This is a genomic window from Micromonospora sp. BQ32, from assembly GCF_059358895.1.
Map to the genome: position 1 here is coordinate 97,647 of NZ_JCADBI010000003.1, position 15,903 is coordinate 113,549.

General features: G+C 69.3%; 14 protein-coding genes. 9 read left to right on the plus strand and 5 right to left on the minus strand.

Annotation, left to right across the window (positions count from 1 at the left end):
- Window positions 1–118 precede the first annotated feature (118 nt).
- Both AC5L30_RS07445 and AC5L30_RS07450 read left to right on the plus strand, forming a co-directional pair.
- The gene (locus AC5L30_RS07445; protein WP_494866174.1) at window positions 119–778 is read left to right on the plus strand and encodes a M23 family metallopeptidase; all 660 of its coding nucleotides are present in this window, start codon (window positions 119–121) and stop codon (window positions 776–778) included.
- A gap of 73 nt (window positions 779–851) precedes the next feature.
- Window positions 852–1,082, plus strand: coding sequence for a DUF2188 domain-containing protein (locus tag AC5L30_RS07450; RefSeq protein WP_238643562.1), 231 nt, complete (start codon window positions 852–854; stop codon window positions 1,080–1,082).
- Between the two features lie 249 nt (window positions 1,083–1,331).
- Here the strand turns inward: AC5L30_RS07450 and AC5L30_RS07455 are convergent, their stop codons facing one another.
- Window positions 1,332–2,354, minus strand: coding sequence for a DUF4331 family protein (locus AC5L30_RS07455; RefSeq protein ID WP_494866175.1), 1,023 nt, complete (start codon window positions 2,352–2,354; stop codon window positions 1,332–1,334).
- A gap of 168 nt (window positions 2,355–2,522) precedes the next feature.
- On the minus strand, window positions 2,523–3,782 hold the full coding sequence (locus AC5L30_RS07460) for a family 16 glycosylhydrolase (protein ID WP_494866176.1): 1,260 nt from the start codon (window positions 3,780–3,782) through the stop codon (window positions 2,523–2,525).
- Between the two features lie 381 nt (window positions 3,783–4,163).
- Between AC5L30_RS07460 and AC5L30_RS07465 the strand changes: the two genes are divergently transcribed.
- Window positions 4,164–4,562 carry a hypothetical protein gene (locus AC5L30_RS07465; protein ID WP_494866177.1) on the plus strand — a complete coding sequence of 133 codons (399 nt, stop codon included), beginning with the start codon at window positions 4,164–4,166 and terminating at the stop codon, window positions 4,560–4,562.
- A gap of 46 nt (window positions 4,563–4,608) precedes the next feature.
- Here AC5L30_RS07465 and AC5L30_RS07470 read toward each other — a convergent pair whose 3' ends face one another.
- The 3 genes from AC5L30_RS07470 to AC5L30_RS07480 form a co-directional block, all read right to left on the minus strand.
- Window positions 4,609–6,075, minus strand: a complete 1,467-nt coding sequence (locus AC5L30_RS07470) for an aminotransferase class V-fold PLP-dependent enzyme (RefSeq protein WP_494866178.1) — start codon at window positions 6,073–6,075, stop codon at window positions 4,609–4,611.
- A complete protein-coding gene (locus tag AC5L30_RS07475; protein WP_494866179.1) occupies window positions 6,065–7,783 on the minus strand; it encodes an ABC transporter ATP-binding protein/permease in 1,719 nt (572 codons plus the stop codon). Before AC5L30_RS07475 ends, AC5L30_RS07470 begins: the two co-directional genes overlap by 11 nt.
- Window positions 7,784–7,894: 111 nt before the next feature.
- Window positions 7,895–8,515 (minus strand): TetR family transcriptional regulator C-terminal domain-containing protein, encoded by a 621-nt coding sequence (locus tag AC5L30_RS07480; protein ID WP_494866180.1) that lies wholly within the window; start codon window positions 8,513–8,515, stop codon window positions 7,895–7,897.
- Between the two features lie 68 nt (window positions 8,516–8,583).
- Here AC5L30_RS07480 and AC5L30_RS07485 point away from each other — a divergent pair, with 68 nt between their 5' ends.
- From AC5L30_RS07485 to AC5L30_RS07510, 6 genes are all read left to right on the plus strand, one after another.
- A complete protein-coding gene (locus AC5L30_RS07485; RefSeq protein WP_494866181.1) occupies window positions 8,584–9,315 on the plus strand; it encodes an SDR family NAD(P)-dependent oxidoreductase in 732 nt (243 codons plus the stop codon).
- A 247-nt stretch (window positions 9,316–9,562) separates the two neighbouring features.
- Window positions 9,563–9,943, plus strand: coding sequence for an alcohol dehydrogenase catalytic domain-containing protein (locus AC5L30_RS07490; RefSeq protein WP_494866182.1), 381 nt, complete (start codon window positions 9,563–9,565; stop codon window positions 9,941–9,943).
- A gap of 534 nt (window positions 9,944–10,477) precedes the next feature.
- The gene (mmsA, locus tag AC5L30_RS07495; protein WP_494866183.1) at window positions 10,478–12,025 is read left to right on the plus strand and encodes a multiple monosaccharide ABC transporter ATP-binding protein; all 1,548 of its coding nucleotides are present in this window, start codon (window positions 10,478–10,480) and stop codon (window positions 12,023–12,025) included.
- Window positions 12,022–13,320, plus strand: coding sequence for a multiple monosaccharide ABC transporter permease (gene mmsB, locus AC5L30_RS07500; RefSeq protein WP_494866184.1), 1,299 nt, complete (start codon window positions 12,022–12,024; stop codon window positions 13,318–13,320). The genes mmsA and mmsB overlap by 4 nt, the downstream gene beginning before the upstream one ends.
- Before the next feature lie 51 nt (window positions 13,321–13,371).
- The gene (locus AC5L30_RS07505; protein ID WP_494866185.1) at window positions 13,372–14,475 is read left to right on the plus strand and encodes a substrate-binding domain-containing protein; all 1,104 of its coding nucleotides are present in this window, start codon (window positions 13,372–13,374) and stop codon (window positions 14,473–14,475) included.
- A gap of 112 nt (window positions 14,476–14,587) precedes the next feature.
- Window positions 14,588–15,850, plus strand: a complete 1,263-nt coding sequence (locus AC5L30_RS07510) for an ROK family transcriptional regulator (RefSeq protein ID WP_494866186.1) — start codon at window positions 14,588–14,590, stop codon at window positions 15,848–15,850.
- Window positions 15,851–15,903 lie beyond the last annotated feature (53 nt).

A 15,903-nucleotide genomic window follows, 5' to 3' on the forward strand; every position in this document is an offset into this window, starting at 1 on the left:
GCCCACTCTCTTTGCAATACAACTGCATTGGATGTGACCGTACCCTCTTCGCGATGCGACTGCAATGTCACCGCCGCGGGAGCGTGACCTCGGGGCTGGGAGGTTGCCGGGATCTGCCATGCTCGGGCCGGTGACGACCGGCCGCCCGACCAGAGCCCGTTCCCACCGCCGCCCGCGAAGCCGAGCCATCCGCGTTGTCCTCGCGCTCGTCGCGGCGGCGGCGGTCCTGGGCGTCGCGGTGGTCGTGGTGCCGATGCTGCGACCGGCGGGGCCGCGCCCGCTCTTCCAGATGCCGGTGACCTGCGGCGAGACGTGGCAGCTGAGCACCTACCCCGGCCACGACGACTACGACGTCGATTTCTTCCCGACCGAGGGCGAGACCTGGGGACGGCCGGTGCTCGCGTCGTACGCCGGCACGGTCACCGTGGCGGGCATCAACGGCTCGCTGGGGGGCCGCACCCCGGAGAACCCGGATGGCCCACGGGGGCGCGGCGGCGGCTACTGGGTGAAGATCGACCACGGCGGCAAGTGGGAGACGCAGTACCTGCACATGCTCGAACCGCCACTGGTCACGGTCGGTCAGAAGGTCGCCCAGGGTGACCAGATCGGGCGGCTCGGCAGCACCGGCAACTCCGGCGCGCCGCACCTGCACTACGAGCAGCGCCGTGGCTGGGAGAAGGTCGAGACCTACTTCGACGGCGTCCCGTCGGGCATCACCACCGACGAACGCGAACAGATCCTCCGGCGGGTGAGCAACAACTGCCCGGCCGTCTCCTGAGGACCGCAGTTTGCCCGGCACGGCTCGGGGGCACTGATTCGGGGACAGTTCGGACGCAGGGAGGGAGCCGGCCATGGCCAAGGGTGACGTCGAGACCTACCACGAGGACGGGCAGTGGAAGAACAAGCCGGAGGGCCACGAGCGGGCCAGCAGTACGCATGACGTGAAGGCCGACGCGCAGGCCCAGGGCCGCGAGATGGCGGCCGACCGCGGCGTCGAACACGTGATCAAGAAGCAGGACGGCACGATCGGGGAGAAGAACACCTACCCCCGCAGCCGTGACCCCCGGGACATCGAGGGCTGACAGCCCCCAGCCTCAGCGGACCGACCTCCTCGGCGTGACCGAGGAGGTCGGTCCGTTTGTACCCGATCGGCGTCGAGCCGCTTTATCCCCGTACGAAAAATACGGGTGTTTTAGGGAGATATAGTCCGTTTCGGGGCTGGAGTGAAAGCTGGGAGTGGGCATGTCGTTTCGGGGCCGGCATCGTCCGAGCAGAATCGCAGCGCTGGCGGTAGCCGGCGCCGTGCTGGCCGACGAGCCCTGCGAGCAGTTTCAGGCCGCTACCACGTACGGGAACGTGGCGGAGCGGGCGGCCTTGGTGACCTCCGGGGTGAGGCCGGCCGTGGTGCCGGTGTTGAGGACCAGGGAGAACATCACCTCGGGTGCGTTGTCGGCCAGGGTGCGGCCGTTGCGGACCGCGAAGCCGAAGTTCGCGGCCGTGCCGACCTTGTACGACAGCAGGTCCGGGTAGAGCTGGCGGGCCACGCTCCAGCCGTACGCCTGCGGGCCCGGTGCGGTGCCGTTCGCCTTCACGACCCCGGCGACCGCGTTGGCGATCTCCTCGCCGCCTTCGGTCAGGTCGTTGCTGGGGTGCCGGAAGTTGGCGGGGCCCGAGAAGTCGGTGTCGTGGGGCCAGAAGATCGGCCACATCATCGGGTGCCCGGCGCGGTTGATCTGGCGCCAGCCGCCGGCGTCGGTGGCCAGCATGGTGCGACACCACACGCCGATCTCGGTGCCGTCGCGCAGCAGTGGCTCGTCATGGGAGACCTCAAGGACGATCGACTCGACGGTCGTGCCGGCGAAGCTGTTCTTGGCCTGGTCGACCCGCCACGCTGAGCGGTCCACCCGGGAGCCGTTCTTGACCGCGCCGTTGATGGTGGCGAGTTCCTCGAGGTCGACGAAGAAGGGGTCGGTGATCCGGCCGGCCCAGATCCGCACGTTGCCGCCGGTCGTCACCTCGCCGGTTCGACCCTCGGCGATGGGGGTGCCCATCGCGGCGTCGTCGCGGGCGTCCGCCCCGCTGAGTTCGTACAACTGGAAGACCTGCCGGGCGTCGCCGTCCGGCTCGCCAAAGGCGAACCGGTAGGTGAGGTCCTCCCTATCGCTGCCATTGATATGAATCTTGATCTCGTAGCGCGCCTCGGCGTGGAAGCCGCGCTTGATGTCAGCCTTGGTCACCGAGCTGTTGACGTCCATGACGAACACCGTGGCGCGGTCACCGTCGAAAACGTACAGGTCGTCGATGTACAGCTGACCGCCCTGGGCGGCGAGGGGGGTATCGAGGTGGTGCGACATGAGCTCACTCCCGGAACTGCCGGATTCTGGACTAATCCGAACATAGTGGGCACAAGCCGGGGCTCCCCGCGCATCGAGGCAATCGGTTGGGTGAGGTGAGCGCAGGCACCGACCGCGATGGGCCGCCCGAGTTGTTCTCGGACGGCCCACTCACCGGTGCCCGTGTCGTCAGACGCGAGACCACTTCTGGTTGGCGGCGCCGAGGCAGTCCCACAGGTGCAGCTTGCCGCCGTTGTTGGGGTTGGCCTCCCGTACGTCCACGCACTTGTTGGAGTTGAGGTTGACCAGGTCGCCGGCGGCGTTGAGAGTGAAGCGTTGCGCGGTGTTGCCGTTGCAGCTGACCAGGTTGACCTCGGTGCCGTTGGCGGTGCCGGCCCAGGCGGGGTCCATGCACTTGCCCATCGCGCGAATGGTCCCGTCGGAGGCGAAGGTCCAGCTCTGCGCCGCCGTGGTGTTGCAGTCCCAGATCTGGAGTTTGGCGCCCTCGACCGGGTTGGCGCCGGGGATGTCGATGCAGCGCCCGCTCTGCGCACCCCTGATCCGGTTGGTGCCGGGAGTCGGCTCGCCCCCGCCCCCGGAGGTGTAGCTGGACACCCGGACGTAGTCGACGAGCATCTGCTGCGGGAACTGGGTCGAGCCGTCCGGGTAGCCGGGCCAGTTACCACCGACCGCCACGTTGAGGATCATGAAGAAGGGGTGGTCGAACACCCAGCGGTTGCCGCCGAGCCGCGCCGGATCGACCCGGTGGTACTGCACCCCGTCGACGTACCACGTGATCACGTTCGGCTCCCAGTCCACCCGGTAGGTGTGGAAGGCGTCGGCGAGCGGCGCGCCCAGGGTGCGGCTGCCCGTGATGCCGCCACCGCCGGAGTAGCCGGGCCCGTGCACGGTGCCGTAGACGGTGTTCGGCTCCCGGCCGATGTTCTCCATGACATCGATCTCGCCAGCGTCGGGCCACCCGCCGCCGGTGCCGAGCATCCAGAAGGCCGGCCAGATGCCCTGGCCACGCGGGACCTTGATCCGGGCCTCGAATCGCCCGTACGTCTGGGTGAAGGTGGAAGCCGTCAGCAACCGCGCCGAGGTGTACTCGCAGCGCCCGTAGTGGCACTGGTAGTTGGCGGGGTTGTCCCGGCGGGCGGTGATGACCAGGTTGCCCTGGCCGTCGTGGACGGCGTTGCTGGTGCTGTTCGTGTAGTACTGCCGCTCGTTGTTGCCCCAGCCGCCGCCGCCGATGTCGAACCGCCACTTGTTCTGGTCGACGGGCGTGCCGGCGGGGGAGTTGAACTCGTCCTGCCAGCTGATGGGGCCGATGGCGGCCTCGGCCCGGTCGGGGTGCGCCGGGACGACGAGCGCCGTCGCGGTCGCGACGAGGGCGGCCGCCAGGAGTGCGAGGGGGCGGAAGCGGAGGCTGGGCCGGGCTGTGAACACGGGAGGCTCCTCAGCTTGGGGGTGGTGGTGAAGGCGGTTTACCAGGATAGAGAGCGCTCTCTAAAGCGAAGCATGTCGATATCGTGTCTTTCTGTCAAGACTGTTTCCAATATCACGACCGTCCGTTACCGCCCGATGCTGACCGGTGAGCGGTGGAGCGCCGAGCCCGGCCATCACGGTGCGACTGATCGATGCCTCCGAGATGGACGGCGCTGACCCATCGAAGGAGTTCGGCACGGCCGGGCGTTACTCGATAGCGGTCGAATCGACCCTTCCTATTGCCGTGGGGCGTCCACCCGGGACAGGATGACGAGGCGTGCCGGAAACGTTCTCGTAACCTGCGCGCTGCTGGTCTCTGTCACAAGGAAGTGGGAGTCAGTCATGAGCGAGGCGTCGACGGCGCTGGGTGTGCGCCTCTACCCGGATCTGGTCGAGCGGGGTGGCCTGGCCCCCGCGCTCATCGAGACCGCTGCCCGGCACGGGCTCGATGTCGGCCGGGTGACCGCGCCGGAGCAGGGGCGGGCCCGGTTCACCTGCGCGGAGCTGCACTCCGCCGAGGGCGTGGTCTGCGTGGGGCTGGGATCGCAGGCCCGCTACTTCATGATCGACGTTCGCGTCTCGGGAGAGGTTCTCGCGCGCGGTGACGTCATGGACCTGGTGCAGGTCGCCCAGGTGGCCGCGGCCTGGCGAGCCGGCCTGACCTTCGCCGAGCTGACCGCCCGATTCCCCTTCATGGAGGAGATCAAGCACCGCCCGGCGCCGGTGGCCCAGGTCAGCTGAGCCGCCCGGCAGGGCCGCGCCGCCGACCCCGACGGCGAACACCCGTTCAGCAGCGCAGCCGAGGTGGCAGTGGTGACTCGGCCCCGACGTCCCGGTTGAGGTAGGTCGACTGGGCGAAGGCGACGAAGCGTTCCGCGTCGGTTGCCGTGGAGGCCAGTCCGAACGAGACACGCACCGCGCCGCCGGTCGGCAGCCGCAGCGCGGCGAGGTACTGGTCGATCGTGTCGACCCCCGCCAACAGTCGCTGCCGGGTGGACGTCCGGCTGATCCCGAACGCGCCCTCGCCCGCGCCCGGGTTGCAGAAACAGCCGGTACGCAGGGAGAAGCCGGCCGCTGCCGCCTCCCGCGCGACGAGCCGTTCGTCGACCAGCGTGCCGTCCGGCTGGCGGAGGTTGAACGTCACCGTGCCACCGCGCCCCGCACCCGAAGTCGGCCCGTACACCTGGACCAGCGGCCCGCCGGTGTCGTGCCGCAGCGTGGCCAGCCGCTCCAGCAACCATTCGGTGAGCAGGCCGACCCGGGCGTGGACGAGGTCCACGCCGATCGAGTCGAGCCAGCGCAGCCCGAACTCCACGTCCGGGATGCTCAGGAAGTTGAGCGTGCCGTCCTCGAACGCCGACTCGTCGTCCATCGGCCGGTGCCAGTCGCCCTGCACGCTGACCGCGCGGATCGTGCCACCGGCGAACCACGGCCGGCGCAACCGGGCCAGCGCGGTACGGCGGGCCAGCAGCGCGCCGACCCCGGTGGGGTAGCCGAAGAGCTTGTACCAGCTCAGGCAGACGAAGTCCGGCCGGACGACGCTGAGGTCCAGCCGGTTCGTCGGCGCGAAGGCGGCAGCGTCGAGCAGCACGTCATAGCCCTGCTGCTGGGCCAGCTCGACCCAGCCCAGCGGGTGCTGCACCCCGGAGAAGTTGCTCTGCGCCGGATAGGCGAACAGCCCGCGACGACCGGGCCGACCCCACCGACCGGCCAGGCTGCTTCGGCCGGCGTCGAGCGCGGCGACCAGGTCCGTTTCGGCGACCCGCAGCTCCGGCCCGCTCAGCGGCACGTAGCGTACGGACGCGCGGGCCGACCGGGCGTACTCGCGGATGCCGTTGACCGAGTTGTGGTTGTCCCAGGTCAGCACCAGCGGCGCGGCCCGGCCGAAGTCGTACGCCTCGCCGACCAGCCGGCAGGCGCCGCTGGCGTTCGGGGTGAAAACGACCGCGTACTCGGCCGGGTCGGCGCGGAAGAAGTCGAGCACCGCGCGGCGTGCCGACTCCACCAGCGAGCCCGCCGCCACACTCGTGGGGTTCTCCGAGTGGGGGTTGCTGTACAGGCCGGCGAGCAGCCGATCGTGGTGGGCCCGAATCTGGGACCGGGCCGCGACCCCGGCTCCGGCGTAGTCGAGGTACACCTGCCCGTCGGTGTCCAGGTGTCGGTACTCGGTGGCGCGCAGCTCGTCGATCCGGCCGGTGGCGGCGTACCCCGGCAGTGCCGCGGGGGAGGTGTGCGGCGTCGGGTCAGGACGCACGACGGGAGTCCCGTCGGACCAGGACCGCCCAGGCCGCGCCCAGGAAGAGCAGCACGAAACCGCCGAGCACCAGCCAGTCGACCCACACCGGCCGGGAGAAGCTGTCGCCGTACGTGGCCAGCAGCGGCGGGCCGAGCGGGGAGCCACCGTCGCGCCAGAGCCGCTCCACCCCGGCGGTGTGCCCCAGGCCCTCGAACGCCCACCGGTTCGACATCGCGTAGCTGAGCCACTGACCGCCGACCGCCATGGCCGGCACCGGCAGGATCGCGCCGACGAACAGCACCTGCGGGAAGCAGAGCATCGGCAGCATGAGCGTCGCCTGGGCCGCGTCGGACACGGCCGCCGAGCACAGCAGACCGAGGGCGAGCGCCGCCGCCGAGGAGAGCAGCAGGGTCGCGTACAGGGCGGCGAAGTCGGCGCCGCCGACCGGCGGCAGCCGGTCCATGCCGCGTAGCACCCCGAGCAGGGCCAGGTCCACCAGGGCCAGCACCGGCAGCAGCACCGCGACCTTCGCCAACAGGTACGGGACCAGCCGGACGCCGGCCAGCCGCTCCCGGCGCAGGATCGGCAGCTCGGTGCAGATCTGGAGGAGCCCGTAGGTCAGCCCGAAGAAGAAGCCGCCGAACGCGATCCAGAACAGGATCATCACGGTCACCGTCGGGCTGGGTCTGGTCGGCTCGAACGCCCCCGGACGGAACAGCAACGCGAACATGCCGAGCACCATCAGTGGCGAGCCGAGCAGGATCGCCAGGGTCAGCCGGTTGCGGGCGACAATCTCCGCGTTGCGCGTGGTGAGCACCGCCCACTGGCGCAGCCGGCCGACGCGTCGGGGCGGCGTCGGGGCTTTGTCACCGTCGCCGGTGGCAGGTGACGGCTGCTCGGTGTCGCGCTGCTCGGTGTCGCGCTGCTGCTCGGTGTCGCGCTGCTCGGCGAAGCGATCGGGCCACTCGTCGGGTCGCGTCGCTTCGTCGAGCCGGAGGTGCACCTCGACGAGGGACCGCAGGCCGAAGAACTCCCGGGCGGCGGCCGGGGTGCCGGTGAACGCCAGGCGGCCCTGACGGGTCAGCACGACGACCCGGTCGCAGTGGTCCACGTCGGTGACCTGGTGGGTGGTCAGCACGACGGTGGCTCCCGTGTCGGCGAGCGCGCGGAGCACCCGGAGCAGTTCCACGGCGATCGCCGGGTCCAACCCGGAGGTGGGCTCGTCCAGGAAGAACACGCCGGGTCGGGTGAGCAGCTCGACGGCGATGCTGGCGCGCTTGCGTTCACCGCCGCTGAGCAGGCCGACCGGCGTGGCGGCCCGGTCGGTGAGTCGCAGCTCGGCGAGGACCTCCGCGACCCGGTCACTGATCTCGGCCGGTCCGGTGGTGGAGGGGAGACGCAGTCGGGCGGCGTACCGCAGGGTGCGGGCCAGGGGCAGCTCGCGGTGGATGATGTCGTCCTGCGGAACGACGCCGATGGTGCCGGCCGCGGCGGTGCCGTCGTACGTCACGGTGCCCGCCGCCGGTTGCTGCACCCCGGCGAGGATCTCCAGCAGGGTGGTCTTACCGGCGCCGCTGGCACCGATGATCGCGACCAGCTCGCCCGGGGCGATGTTCAGGGAGATATCGGCCAGGATCTGGCGACCGCTCCGGACGCTCTGGCCCAGCCCCTGAGCGGCGATGCCGACACCGGCACGCGGGGGAGACGTGGTCTGCTCGGTCGTCATGTCGGCGCTCGATCCGGTCGGGGAGTGGTCCGCCTGAATATCGTCCCTCGCCGATGTTACTGAGCGACCGCGCAGTGCGCCCGGAGTGGACGGTCAGCGACAGTCGTCCGTTCAGCCGGTGGTGGTCCGCGCCTGCGTCGGCACCTGGAGGAGATCCAGGCAGTTGCGCCACAGCGTCTCCAGCTGGGTCGGGTCGTTGAGCAACTTCGCCAGCAGGACCCGGCCCTCGATCTGGGCGACGATCGATCGGGCGGCCTCCCGGCTGTCGACCGACGGGCCCGCCAGGCCGTGCTCCTTCGCCTCGACGACGACCTGCTCGATGAGGTTGATCTGTTCCTCGAAGATCTCCTGGAGCCGACCGCGGATCTCCTCGGCCTGGTTGCTGAGTTCGAGGGCGAGGTTGCCGAAGAGGCAACCGGCGACCACGCCGGCTTTCTGCTGGCCGACGCGCTGGATCTCCTCGGTGGCCTCGAACAGGTCCCGGAGCCGCTGTAGCGGGTCGCGCTCGCTGCCGAGCAACTGCTCCCACTGGCGGCGCTGGCTGACCCAGTGCTCGTCGATGACCGTCCGGGCGAGCGCCTGCTTGGATTCGAAGAAGTAGTAGAAGCTCCCCTTCGGCACACCTGCCGCCGCGCAGATCTCGGCCACGCCGAGCGCCGTGTAGCCGCGCTGCTCGATCAGCGTGGCGGCGGCGTCGAGGATCTTGTTCTTCGCGTCACTCGTCCGACCCATGCCTCGACGATACACGACCGGTCGGCTAGCTTTTAGTAGACCAGTCGTCTAGTGAAGGTGGTTCCCTCATGAACAGCAGCCGCATGAACAGCAGCCAGGGACAGCGGGTCGTGGTGATCACCGGCGCCTCGCAGGGCATCGGCGCCGACCTCGTGGACGCCTACCGCAAGCTCGGGTACGGCGTCGTGGCGACCTCGCGCTCGATCGGCGCGTCCGACGACCCGGAGATCGTCACGGTCCGGGGTGACATCGCCGAGGCCGACACCGCCGAACGGGTGGTGCGTGCCGCCCTGGACCGCTTCGGGCGGATCGACACCCTGGTGAACAACGCCGGCATCTTCGTCGCCAAGCCGTTCACCGACTACACCGACGAGGAGTTCGACCTTGTCACCGGGATCAACCTCGCCGGCTTCTTCCACCTCACCCGACGCGTCCTGCCGCATCTGCTGGCCGGGGGCGCCGGGCACATCGTCAGCATCACGACCAGCTTCGTCGACCAGCCCAACTCGAACGTCCCGTCGGTGCTCGCGTCGTTGACCAAGGGTGGCCTCAGCTCGGCGACCAAGTCCCTGGCCATCGAGTACGCGACTCGCGGTGTCCGGGTCAACGCCGTCGCGCCCGGCATCATCAAGACCCCGATGCACCCGGTCGAGACCCACCAGACGCTCGCGGGCCTGCACCCGGTCGGCCGGATGGGCGAGACCAGCGATGTGGTCGACGCCGTCCTCTACCTCGAGTCGGCGCCGTTCGTCACCGGCGAGATCCTGCACGTCGACGGCGGCCAGAACGCCGGTCACTGACCTCCGGCCGAGGATCCCCGCGGTGGCGGGGCGTCCGCACCGGTGGTGTGGATCCTGCCCGGCGGCGACCGGTGGGACACCCCGCGCGGGGATAGGTGAGTGGTGCCCTCACCGCCTCGCGCGCCGGTGGATCACCGGTCGCCGCCGGTCGGCGTGATGGGGTGACGCCGGGGACGTCCTCGCCCGAGGCATGAACGGCCCAGTCGGGGGAAGACCGGCCGTTCCACCACCGAACAGGAGAGCCGGGATGAGAGCCGTCGTCTACCTCGACGTCCGGACGGTCGCGGTGCGGGAGGTGCCCGACGCGACACTGGAGGCGGAGACCGACGCGCTCGTGCGGATCACCTCCACCGCCCTCTGCGGCACCGACCTGCACATGTACGACGGACGGACCAGCGCCGAGCCCGGCCTGGTGCTCGGTCACGAACCGTTGGGCGTGGTGCAGGAGGTGGACGCCGCGGTGCAGACCGTCCGGCCGGGCACCCGGGTGGGGCGATCTGGTCGTCGCGGGCCGGGCGCGGCCCAGCATGATCGTCACCACGGCACCCTCGCCGACGCCCCCGAGCTGTATCGCCAGTTCGACCGGCGTGAGCACGGCGTGATCAAGGCGGTGCTGCACCCGAGTTGACCGGCCTGCGCGGGGCGGTGTGCGTCGTCGTGATCTTCGCTAAAGGGACGCCAGGGCACTGACCTGTCGTCCGGCACCCGTCGCTCCGAGCTGACGACGGTCGATGCGCACGGTCGGCAGAGGCGTGGGTCACATCAGCCGCCTGGAGCTCTTGGTGCGCCTCGCGTACGGCGTTGCGGCCGGTGCCCGATCATCATCGTTCGATGGCGTGACGTGTGCGCTGCGTTACCGGGCGAGCCGTCCCCGGCGCGTCTTGCCTGGTGGGAAGGCTGCGGGAACGGCCGGGGTCGATTGGCGCGTTGTCGCAGGTCGGCGTGGGTGCTGCGGTCAGACGGGGGCCTCGGGAGGGGCTGCGGTGGCGGCTGTGGCTGGCGAACACTGTGCGACATCTATATTGCCGGATTGTTACTTTTTCAACAGTCCCTCGCCTTGCGGATGGCCCTCCGGCCGCAATACGTTGCCGTCAACAACAAAACCAAGTGAAGGTTCAACCTTCCGGAGGCAACCGATGACGTTGGCGAGGTGGTACGAGCGATGAGCGACGTGCCCATCCTCCTTGAGATGCGCTCCATCACCAAGGAGTTTCCCGGAGTCAAGGCCCTCTCCGACGTCAACCTGGTGGTTCGCGCCGGCGAGATCCATGCCATCTGCGGCGAGAACGGCGCGGGCAAGTCCACCCTGATGAAGGTGCTCAGTGGGGTGTACCCGCACGGCACCTACGACGGCAAGATCATTTACCAGGGGTCGGAGAGCAAGTTCTCCGACATCCGGGCCAGTGAGAACGCCGGAATCGTGATCATCCACCAGGAGCTCGCGCTCATTCCAGGGATGTCGATCGCCGAGAACATCTTCCTCGGCAACGAGCCGCGCAAGCGGGGCGCGATCGACTGGAAGGCCGCGAACCGGATGGCGCTGGACCTGATGGCCCGGGTCGGTCTGCAAGAGGACCCGGACACCCTGATCAAGGACATCGGGGTCGGCAAGCAGCAGCTCGTCGAGATCGCCAAGGCGTTCGCCAAGGACGTGAAGCTGCTCATCCTGGACGAGCCCACCGCGGCTCTGAACGAGGCCGACTCCCGGCACCTGCTGGACCTGCTGCGCGGGTTCCGCTCCCGCGGCATCACCTCGATCATGATCTCGCACAAGCTGAACGAGATCGAGGCGATCGCCGACCAGATCACCATCCTGCGCGACGGCCGGACCGTGGAGACCCTCGACGTCAAGGCGGACGGGGTCGACGAGGATCGGATCGTGCGGGGCATGGTCGGCCGTGAGCTGAGCAGCCGGTTCCCGGACCACACCCCGAAGATCGGTGACGTCTTCTTCGAGGTCCGCAACTGGAACGTCCGGCACCCGATCTCCGCCGACCGGCAGGTCTGCAAGAACGAGAGCTTCGTGGTGCGCCGGGGCGAGATCGTCGGCTTCGCCGGCCTGATGGGCGCTGGCCGCACCGAGCTCGCGATGAGTGTCTTCGGCCGCTCCTACGGGGTGTACGAGTCGGGCACGATCATCAAGGACGGCAAGGAGATCGTCCTGAAGTCGGTCGCCGACGCGATCGACAACGGGCTCGCGTACGTCAGCGAGGACCGCAAGGCGATCGGCCTCAACCTGCTCGACGACATCAAGTCGTCGACGGTGGCCGCCAAGCTGTCCAAGATCTCGCACCACGGCGTGCTGAGCGAGGTCGAGGAGTACCAGGCGGCTGAGGGGTACCGCAAGGAGTTGCGGACCAAGGCCCCGACGGTCGACGAGAGCGTCTCCAAGCTCTCCGGCGGCAACCAGCAGAAGGTCGTCCTGGCCAAGTGGATGTTCACCGACCCGGACCTGCTGATCCTCGACGAGCCGACGCGCGGCATCGACGTGGGTGCCAAGTACGAGATCTACGGCATCATCCAGCGGCTCGCCGACCAGGGGAAGGGCGTCGTCGTCATCTCCTCGGAGCTGCCTGAGCTGATCGGGCTCTGCGACCGCATCTACACCGTGTTCGAAGGCTCCATCACGGGCGAGATCGCCCGGGCGGACGCCACCCCGGAAAACCTCATGAAGCAGATGACCTCGACGAAGAAGATGCTGACACGATGAGCCGATTGAAGGACCTTCAGAAGAACCTCTTCGGAGGCACCACCTCCAACGCTCGCCAGTTCGGGATGATCTTCACCCTGGTGGCGATCGTCGTCCTGTTCCAGATCCTGACCGATGGCCTCACCCTACGGTCGGACAACCTGATCGCGCTGTTCCAGCAGAACTCGTACATTCTGATTCTGGCCATCGGCATGCTCATGGTGATCGTGGCCGGGCACATCGACCTCTCGGTCGGCTCCGTCGCCGCCTTCGCGGGCATCCTGGTGGCCAAGTCGATGGCGGACTGGTCGCTGCCCTGGCCCGTGGCCATCCTGTTCGGCCTCGCCATCGGCGCGATCATCGGCGCCTGGCAGGGCTTCTGGGTGGCGTACATCGGGGTGCCGGCGTTCATCGTCACCCTGGCCGGCATGCTGCTGTTCCGGGGTGGCAACCAGTACATCGGTAACGCCAACACCATCCCGGTGCCGGAAGGCTTCCGGGAGATCGGCTCCGGCTTCCTGCCCGAGTTCGGTCCGAACACCGGCTACAACAACGCCACGCTGCTGCTCGGCCTGGTCGCGGCGGTTGCGGTGGTGTGGCGCGAGATCCAGGCCCGCAAGACCCGTCGGGCCATGGACGCCGACCCGGCGCCCATGTGGATCTCCATCCTGCGGATGGCCATCATGGTCGGGGTTATCGCCTTCGCCGCGCTGCGCTTCGCCAGCGGTCGCGTCGGTACCAGCTTCCCGATCTCCGGCATCATCCTGCTGGTCCTGGTGATCGCGTACTCCTTCTACACCCGCAACACGGCCGGTGGCCGGCACATCTACGCGGTGGGCGGCAACTCCCGGGCGGCCGAGCTGTCCGGCGTGAAGCTCAAGCGGGTCAACTTCTTCGTCATGATGAACATGTCCGTCCTGGCCGCGCTGGCCGGCATGATCTTCGTGGCCCGTTCGGCGGCCTCCGGACCGCAGGACGGCAACGGCTGGGAGCTGGACGCCATCGCCGCGGTCTTCATCGGCGGCGCGGCCGTCTCCGGCGGCATCGGCACCATCAGCGGCTCGATCGTCGGCGGTCTGGTCATGGCCGTGCTCAACAACGGCCTCCAGCTCATGGGCGTCGGCACCGACCGAGTCCAGATCATCAAGGGCCTGGTCCTGCTGCTGGCCGTGGCGATCGACGTCTACAACAAGAGCCAGGGGCGCTTCTCCATCATCGGGAGCCTGATGCGGCCGTTCCGCCGCGACGACTCCGCCCCACCCGCCTCACCGCCGGACGCGGAGCGCGAGCCCGCCAAGGCAGCGGTGTCCGGCTGACGGCCACCGACCTCTCCACCCGCCTCACATCAAGAAAGGCAAGTCCTCACCATGCGTAAATTCTTCGGCACGTCGGTAGTGGCCATCAGCGCCGCCGCCATGCTGGCCCTCGCCGGCTGCGGTTCCGGCCGCGACGGCGACAGCGGCTCCAGCGGCGAGGCAGCCAAGGGCTTCCCGGCCAACTCGCTGATCGGCGTGGCCCTGCCGGCCAAGACCTCGGAGAACTGGGTCCTCGCCGGTGACCTGTTCACCAACGGTCTCAAGGAGGCCGGTTTCCAGGCTGACGTGCAGTACGCCGGCGCGTCGACCACGGTTGCCGACCAGCAGGCCCAGATCACCGCCATGACCACCAAGGGCGCCAAGGTCATCGTCATCGGCGCGACCGACGCCGCGCAGCTGTCGACCCAGGTCGCGGCGGCGCACGCCGCCGGCGCCAAGGTGATCGCGTACGACCGACTCATCACCAACACGCCGGACCTCGACTACTACGTCGCGTTCGACAACTTCAAGGTCGGCCAGCTCCAGGGCCAGGCCCTGCTGGACGGCATGAAGGCCAAGAAGCCGAACGGCCCGTACAACATCGAGCTGTTCTCCGGCTCGCCGGACGACAACAACGCCGGTGTCTTCTTCAACGGCGCGATGAGCGTGCTCAAGCCGGAGATCGACAAGGGCACCGTGGTCGTCGCCTCGGGTCAGAAGGACGTCAAGCAGACCGCCATCCAGGGCTGGAAGGCCGAGGGTGCGCAGGCCCGTATGGACCAGCTGCTGACCTCGACCTACGGCAGCAAGGAGCTGGACGGCGTCCTCTCCCCGAACGACACGCTGGCCCGCGCCATCCTGACCTCGGTCAAGGGTGCTGGCAAGCCGACCCCGATCGTCACCGGTCAGGACTCCGAGGTTGAGTCGGTCAAGTCGATCGTCGCTGGCGAGCAGTACATGACGATCAACAAGGACACCCGCAACCTGGTGAAGGAGACCATCAACATGGTCAAGGCCCTCCAGGCTGGCAACACCCCGCAGGTGAACGACACCAAGTCCTACAACAACGGCAGCAAGGTCGTCGACACGTACCTGCTCCCGCCGGTCGCCGTCACCAAGGCGAACGCGGCTGAGGCGTACGCCAGCGACCCGAAGCTCGCGCCGCTCACCAAGTAATCACCGCACGGTAGGTAGTAACGCCGATGGGTCCCGGGTCTCCTCTACCGGGACCCATCGTCGTCCCCGCACCCCCGCACCAACCGGCATCGACCCGGAAGGAGGTCTGACCGTGGCGACACCAGTACGGGCCAGGCCAGCCGGCGTCGGCCGCAACACCGAATCCCCGCTGCCGTCGGTCCCCGGCGCCAGCCAGGAGGAGATCCGGCGGCAGAACCTCGGCGCTGTGCTGCGCTACGTCCACCTGCACGGACCGACGTCCCGCGCCGAGCTGACCAGCCGGCTCGGCCTCAACCGAAGCACCATCGGCGCCCTCGCGGCCGACCTGGTCACCAGCGGCCTGGTCACCGAGGATGCGCCGGCCACCACCCGCCGCGCCGGTCGCCCCTCACTGGTGGTCAGTCCCCGCTCCGACCGGGTCTACGCACACGCCTTGAGCATCGACGCGGACCGGCTGCGTGCCGCCCGGGTCGGCCTCGGCGGGCAGATCCTCGATCTGCGGGAGATCCCCCGACCCAGCGGCATGTCGGCGATCGAAGCCGTCGGGCCCCTCGCCGAACTGGTCCGCGACATGGAACGATCGGTGGCCGGCGACGCGCTGCTGGTCGGCGGCGCCGCCGCGGTCACCGACACGACCCGCGACCCGGACGGCAGGCTCCGGATCGCCAGCATCGACGAGACGCTCGGCGCCGCGCTGGAGGCGGAGTTCCGCTCCGGCCCCGGTTTCGTGGCCGGTGACCTGGCCGACATCGCCGGTCTGGCCGAGCACGTCCGGGGCGTCGCGGTCGGCATCGACGACGTCATCTACCTGCACGGCGACCTGGGCATCAGCGCCGGCCTCATCGTCGGTGGCCGACTGGTGATCGGTCACCGGGGCCACAGCGGCAAGGTCGGCCACATGGTCGTCAACCCCAATGGCCTGCCCTGCGGCTGCGGTTCGCGCGGCTGCTGGGAGACCGAGATCTCCGAGGCCGCGCTGTTGCGGCACGCGGGCCGTGACCCGAGCGACCGCGCGGCGGTGGCCGAGGTGCTGCGCGCGGCGGCGGACGGCGACCCGACTGCCCGCGCGGCGGTCGAGCAGGTGGCGGACTGGCTGGGCTTCGGCGTGGCGAACCTGGTCAACGTGGTCAACCCGGACGCCGTGGTGTTCGGTGGCTCGCTGCGCGACATCTACACCGCCGGGGCGGACGTGGTCCGGGACCGGCTGGACACCATGCCACTGCCCGCCTCCCGCGAGCACCTGCGGTTGCGCGCGGCGGCACTCGGCCGCGACGCGGTCCTGATCGGCGCTGCCGAGTTGGCGTTCGACAAACTCCTGGCCGACCCGCTGAACGTCGGCGTCGCGGGCCAGCCGGGCACCGCAGACTCGGCGTAGTCTTCCCCGCTCGGCAGGTCCCCGTGGGCCCGAGTGGACACCGCCGGACATCG

Bases quoted from the DNA above. Each gene is read 5' to 3' on its own strand.
- AC5L30_RS07445 (WP_494866174.1), top strand. From the start codon at position 119: ATGCTCGGGCCGGTGACGACCGGCCGCCCGACCAGAGCCCGTTCCCAC.
- AC5L30_RS07450 (WP_238643562.1), top strand. From the start codon at position 852: ATGGCCAAGGGTGACGTCGAGACCTACCACGAGGACGGGCAGTGGAAG.
- AC5L30_RS07455 (WP_494866175.1), bottom strand. From the start codon at position 2,354: ATGTCGCACCACCTCGATACCCCCCTCGCCGCCCAGGGCGGTCAGCTG.
- AC5L30_RS07465 (WP_494866177.1), top strand. From the start codon at position 4,164: ATGAGCGAGGCGTCGACGGCGCTGGGTGTGCGCCTCTACCCGGATCTG.
- AC5L30_RS07475 (WP_494866179.1), bottom strand. From the start codon at position 7,783: ATGACGACCGAGCAGACCACGTCTCCCCCGCGTGCCGGTGTCGGCATC.
- AC5L30_RS07480 (WP_494866180.1), bottom strand. From the start codon at position 8,515: ATGGGTCGGACGAGTGACGCGAAGAACAAGATCCTCGACGCCGCCGCC.
- AC5L30_RS07485 (WP_494866181.1), top strand. From the start codon at position 8,584: ATGAACAGCAGCCGCATGAACAGCAGCCAGGGACAGCGGGTCGTGGTG.
- AC5L30_RS07490 (WP_494866182.1), top strand. From the start codon at position 9,563: ATGAGAGCCGTCGTCTACCTCGACGTCCGGACGGTCGCGGTGCGGGAG.
- mmsA (WP_494866183.1), top strand. From the start codon at position 10,478: ATGAGCGACGTGCCCATCCTCCTTGAGATGCGCTCCATCACCAAGGAG.
- mmsB (WP_494866184.1), top strand. From the start codon at position 12,022: ATGAGCCGATTGAAGGACCTTCAGAAGAACCTCTTCGGAGGCACCACC.
- AC5L30_RS07505 (WP_494866185.1), top strand. From the start codon at position 13,372: ATGCGTAAATTCTTCGGCACGTCGGTAGTGGCCATCAGCGCCGCCGCC.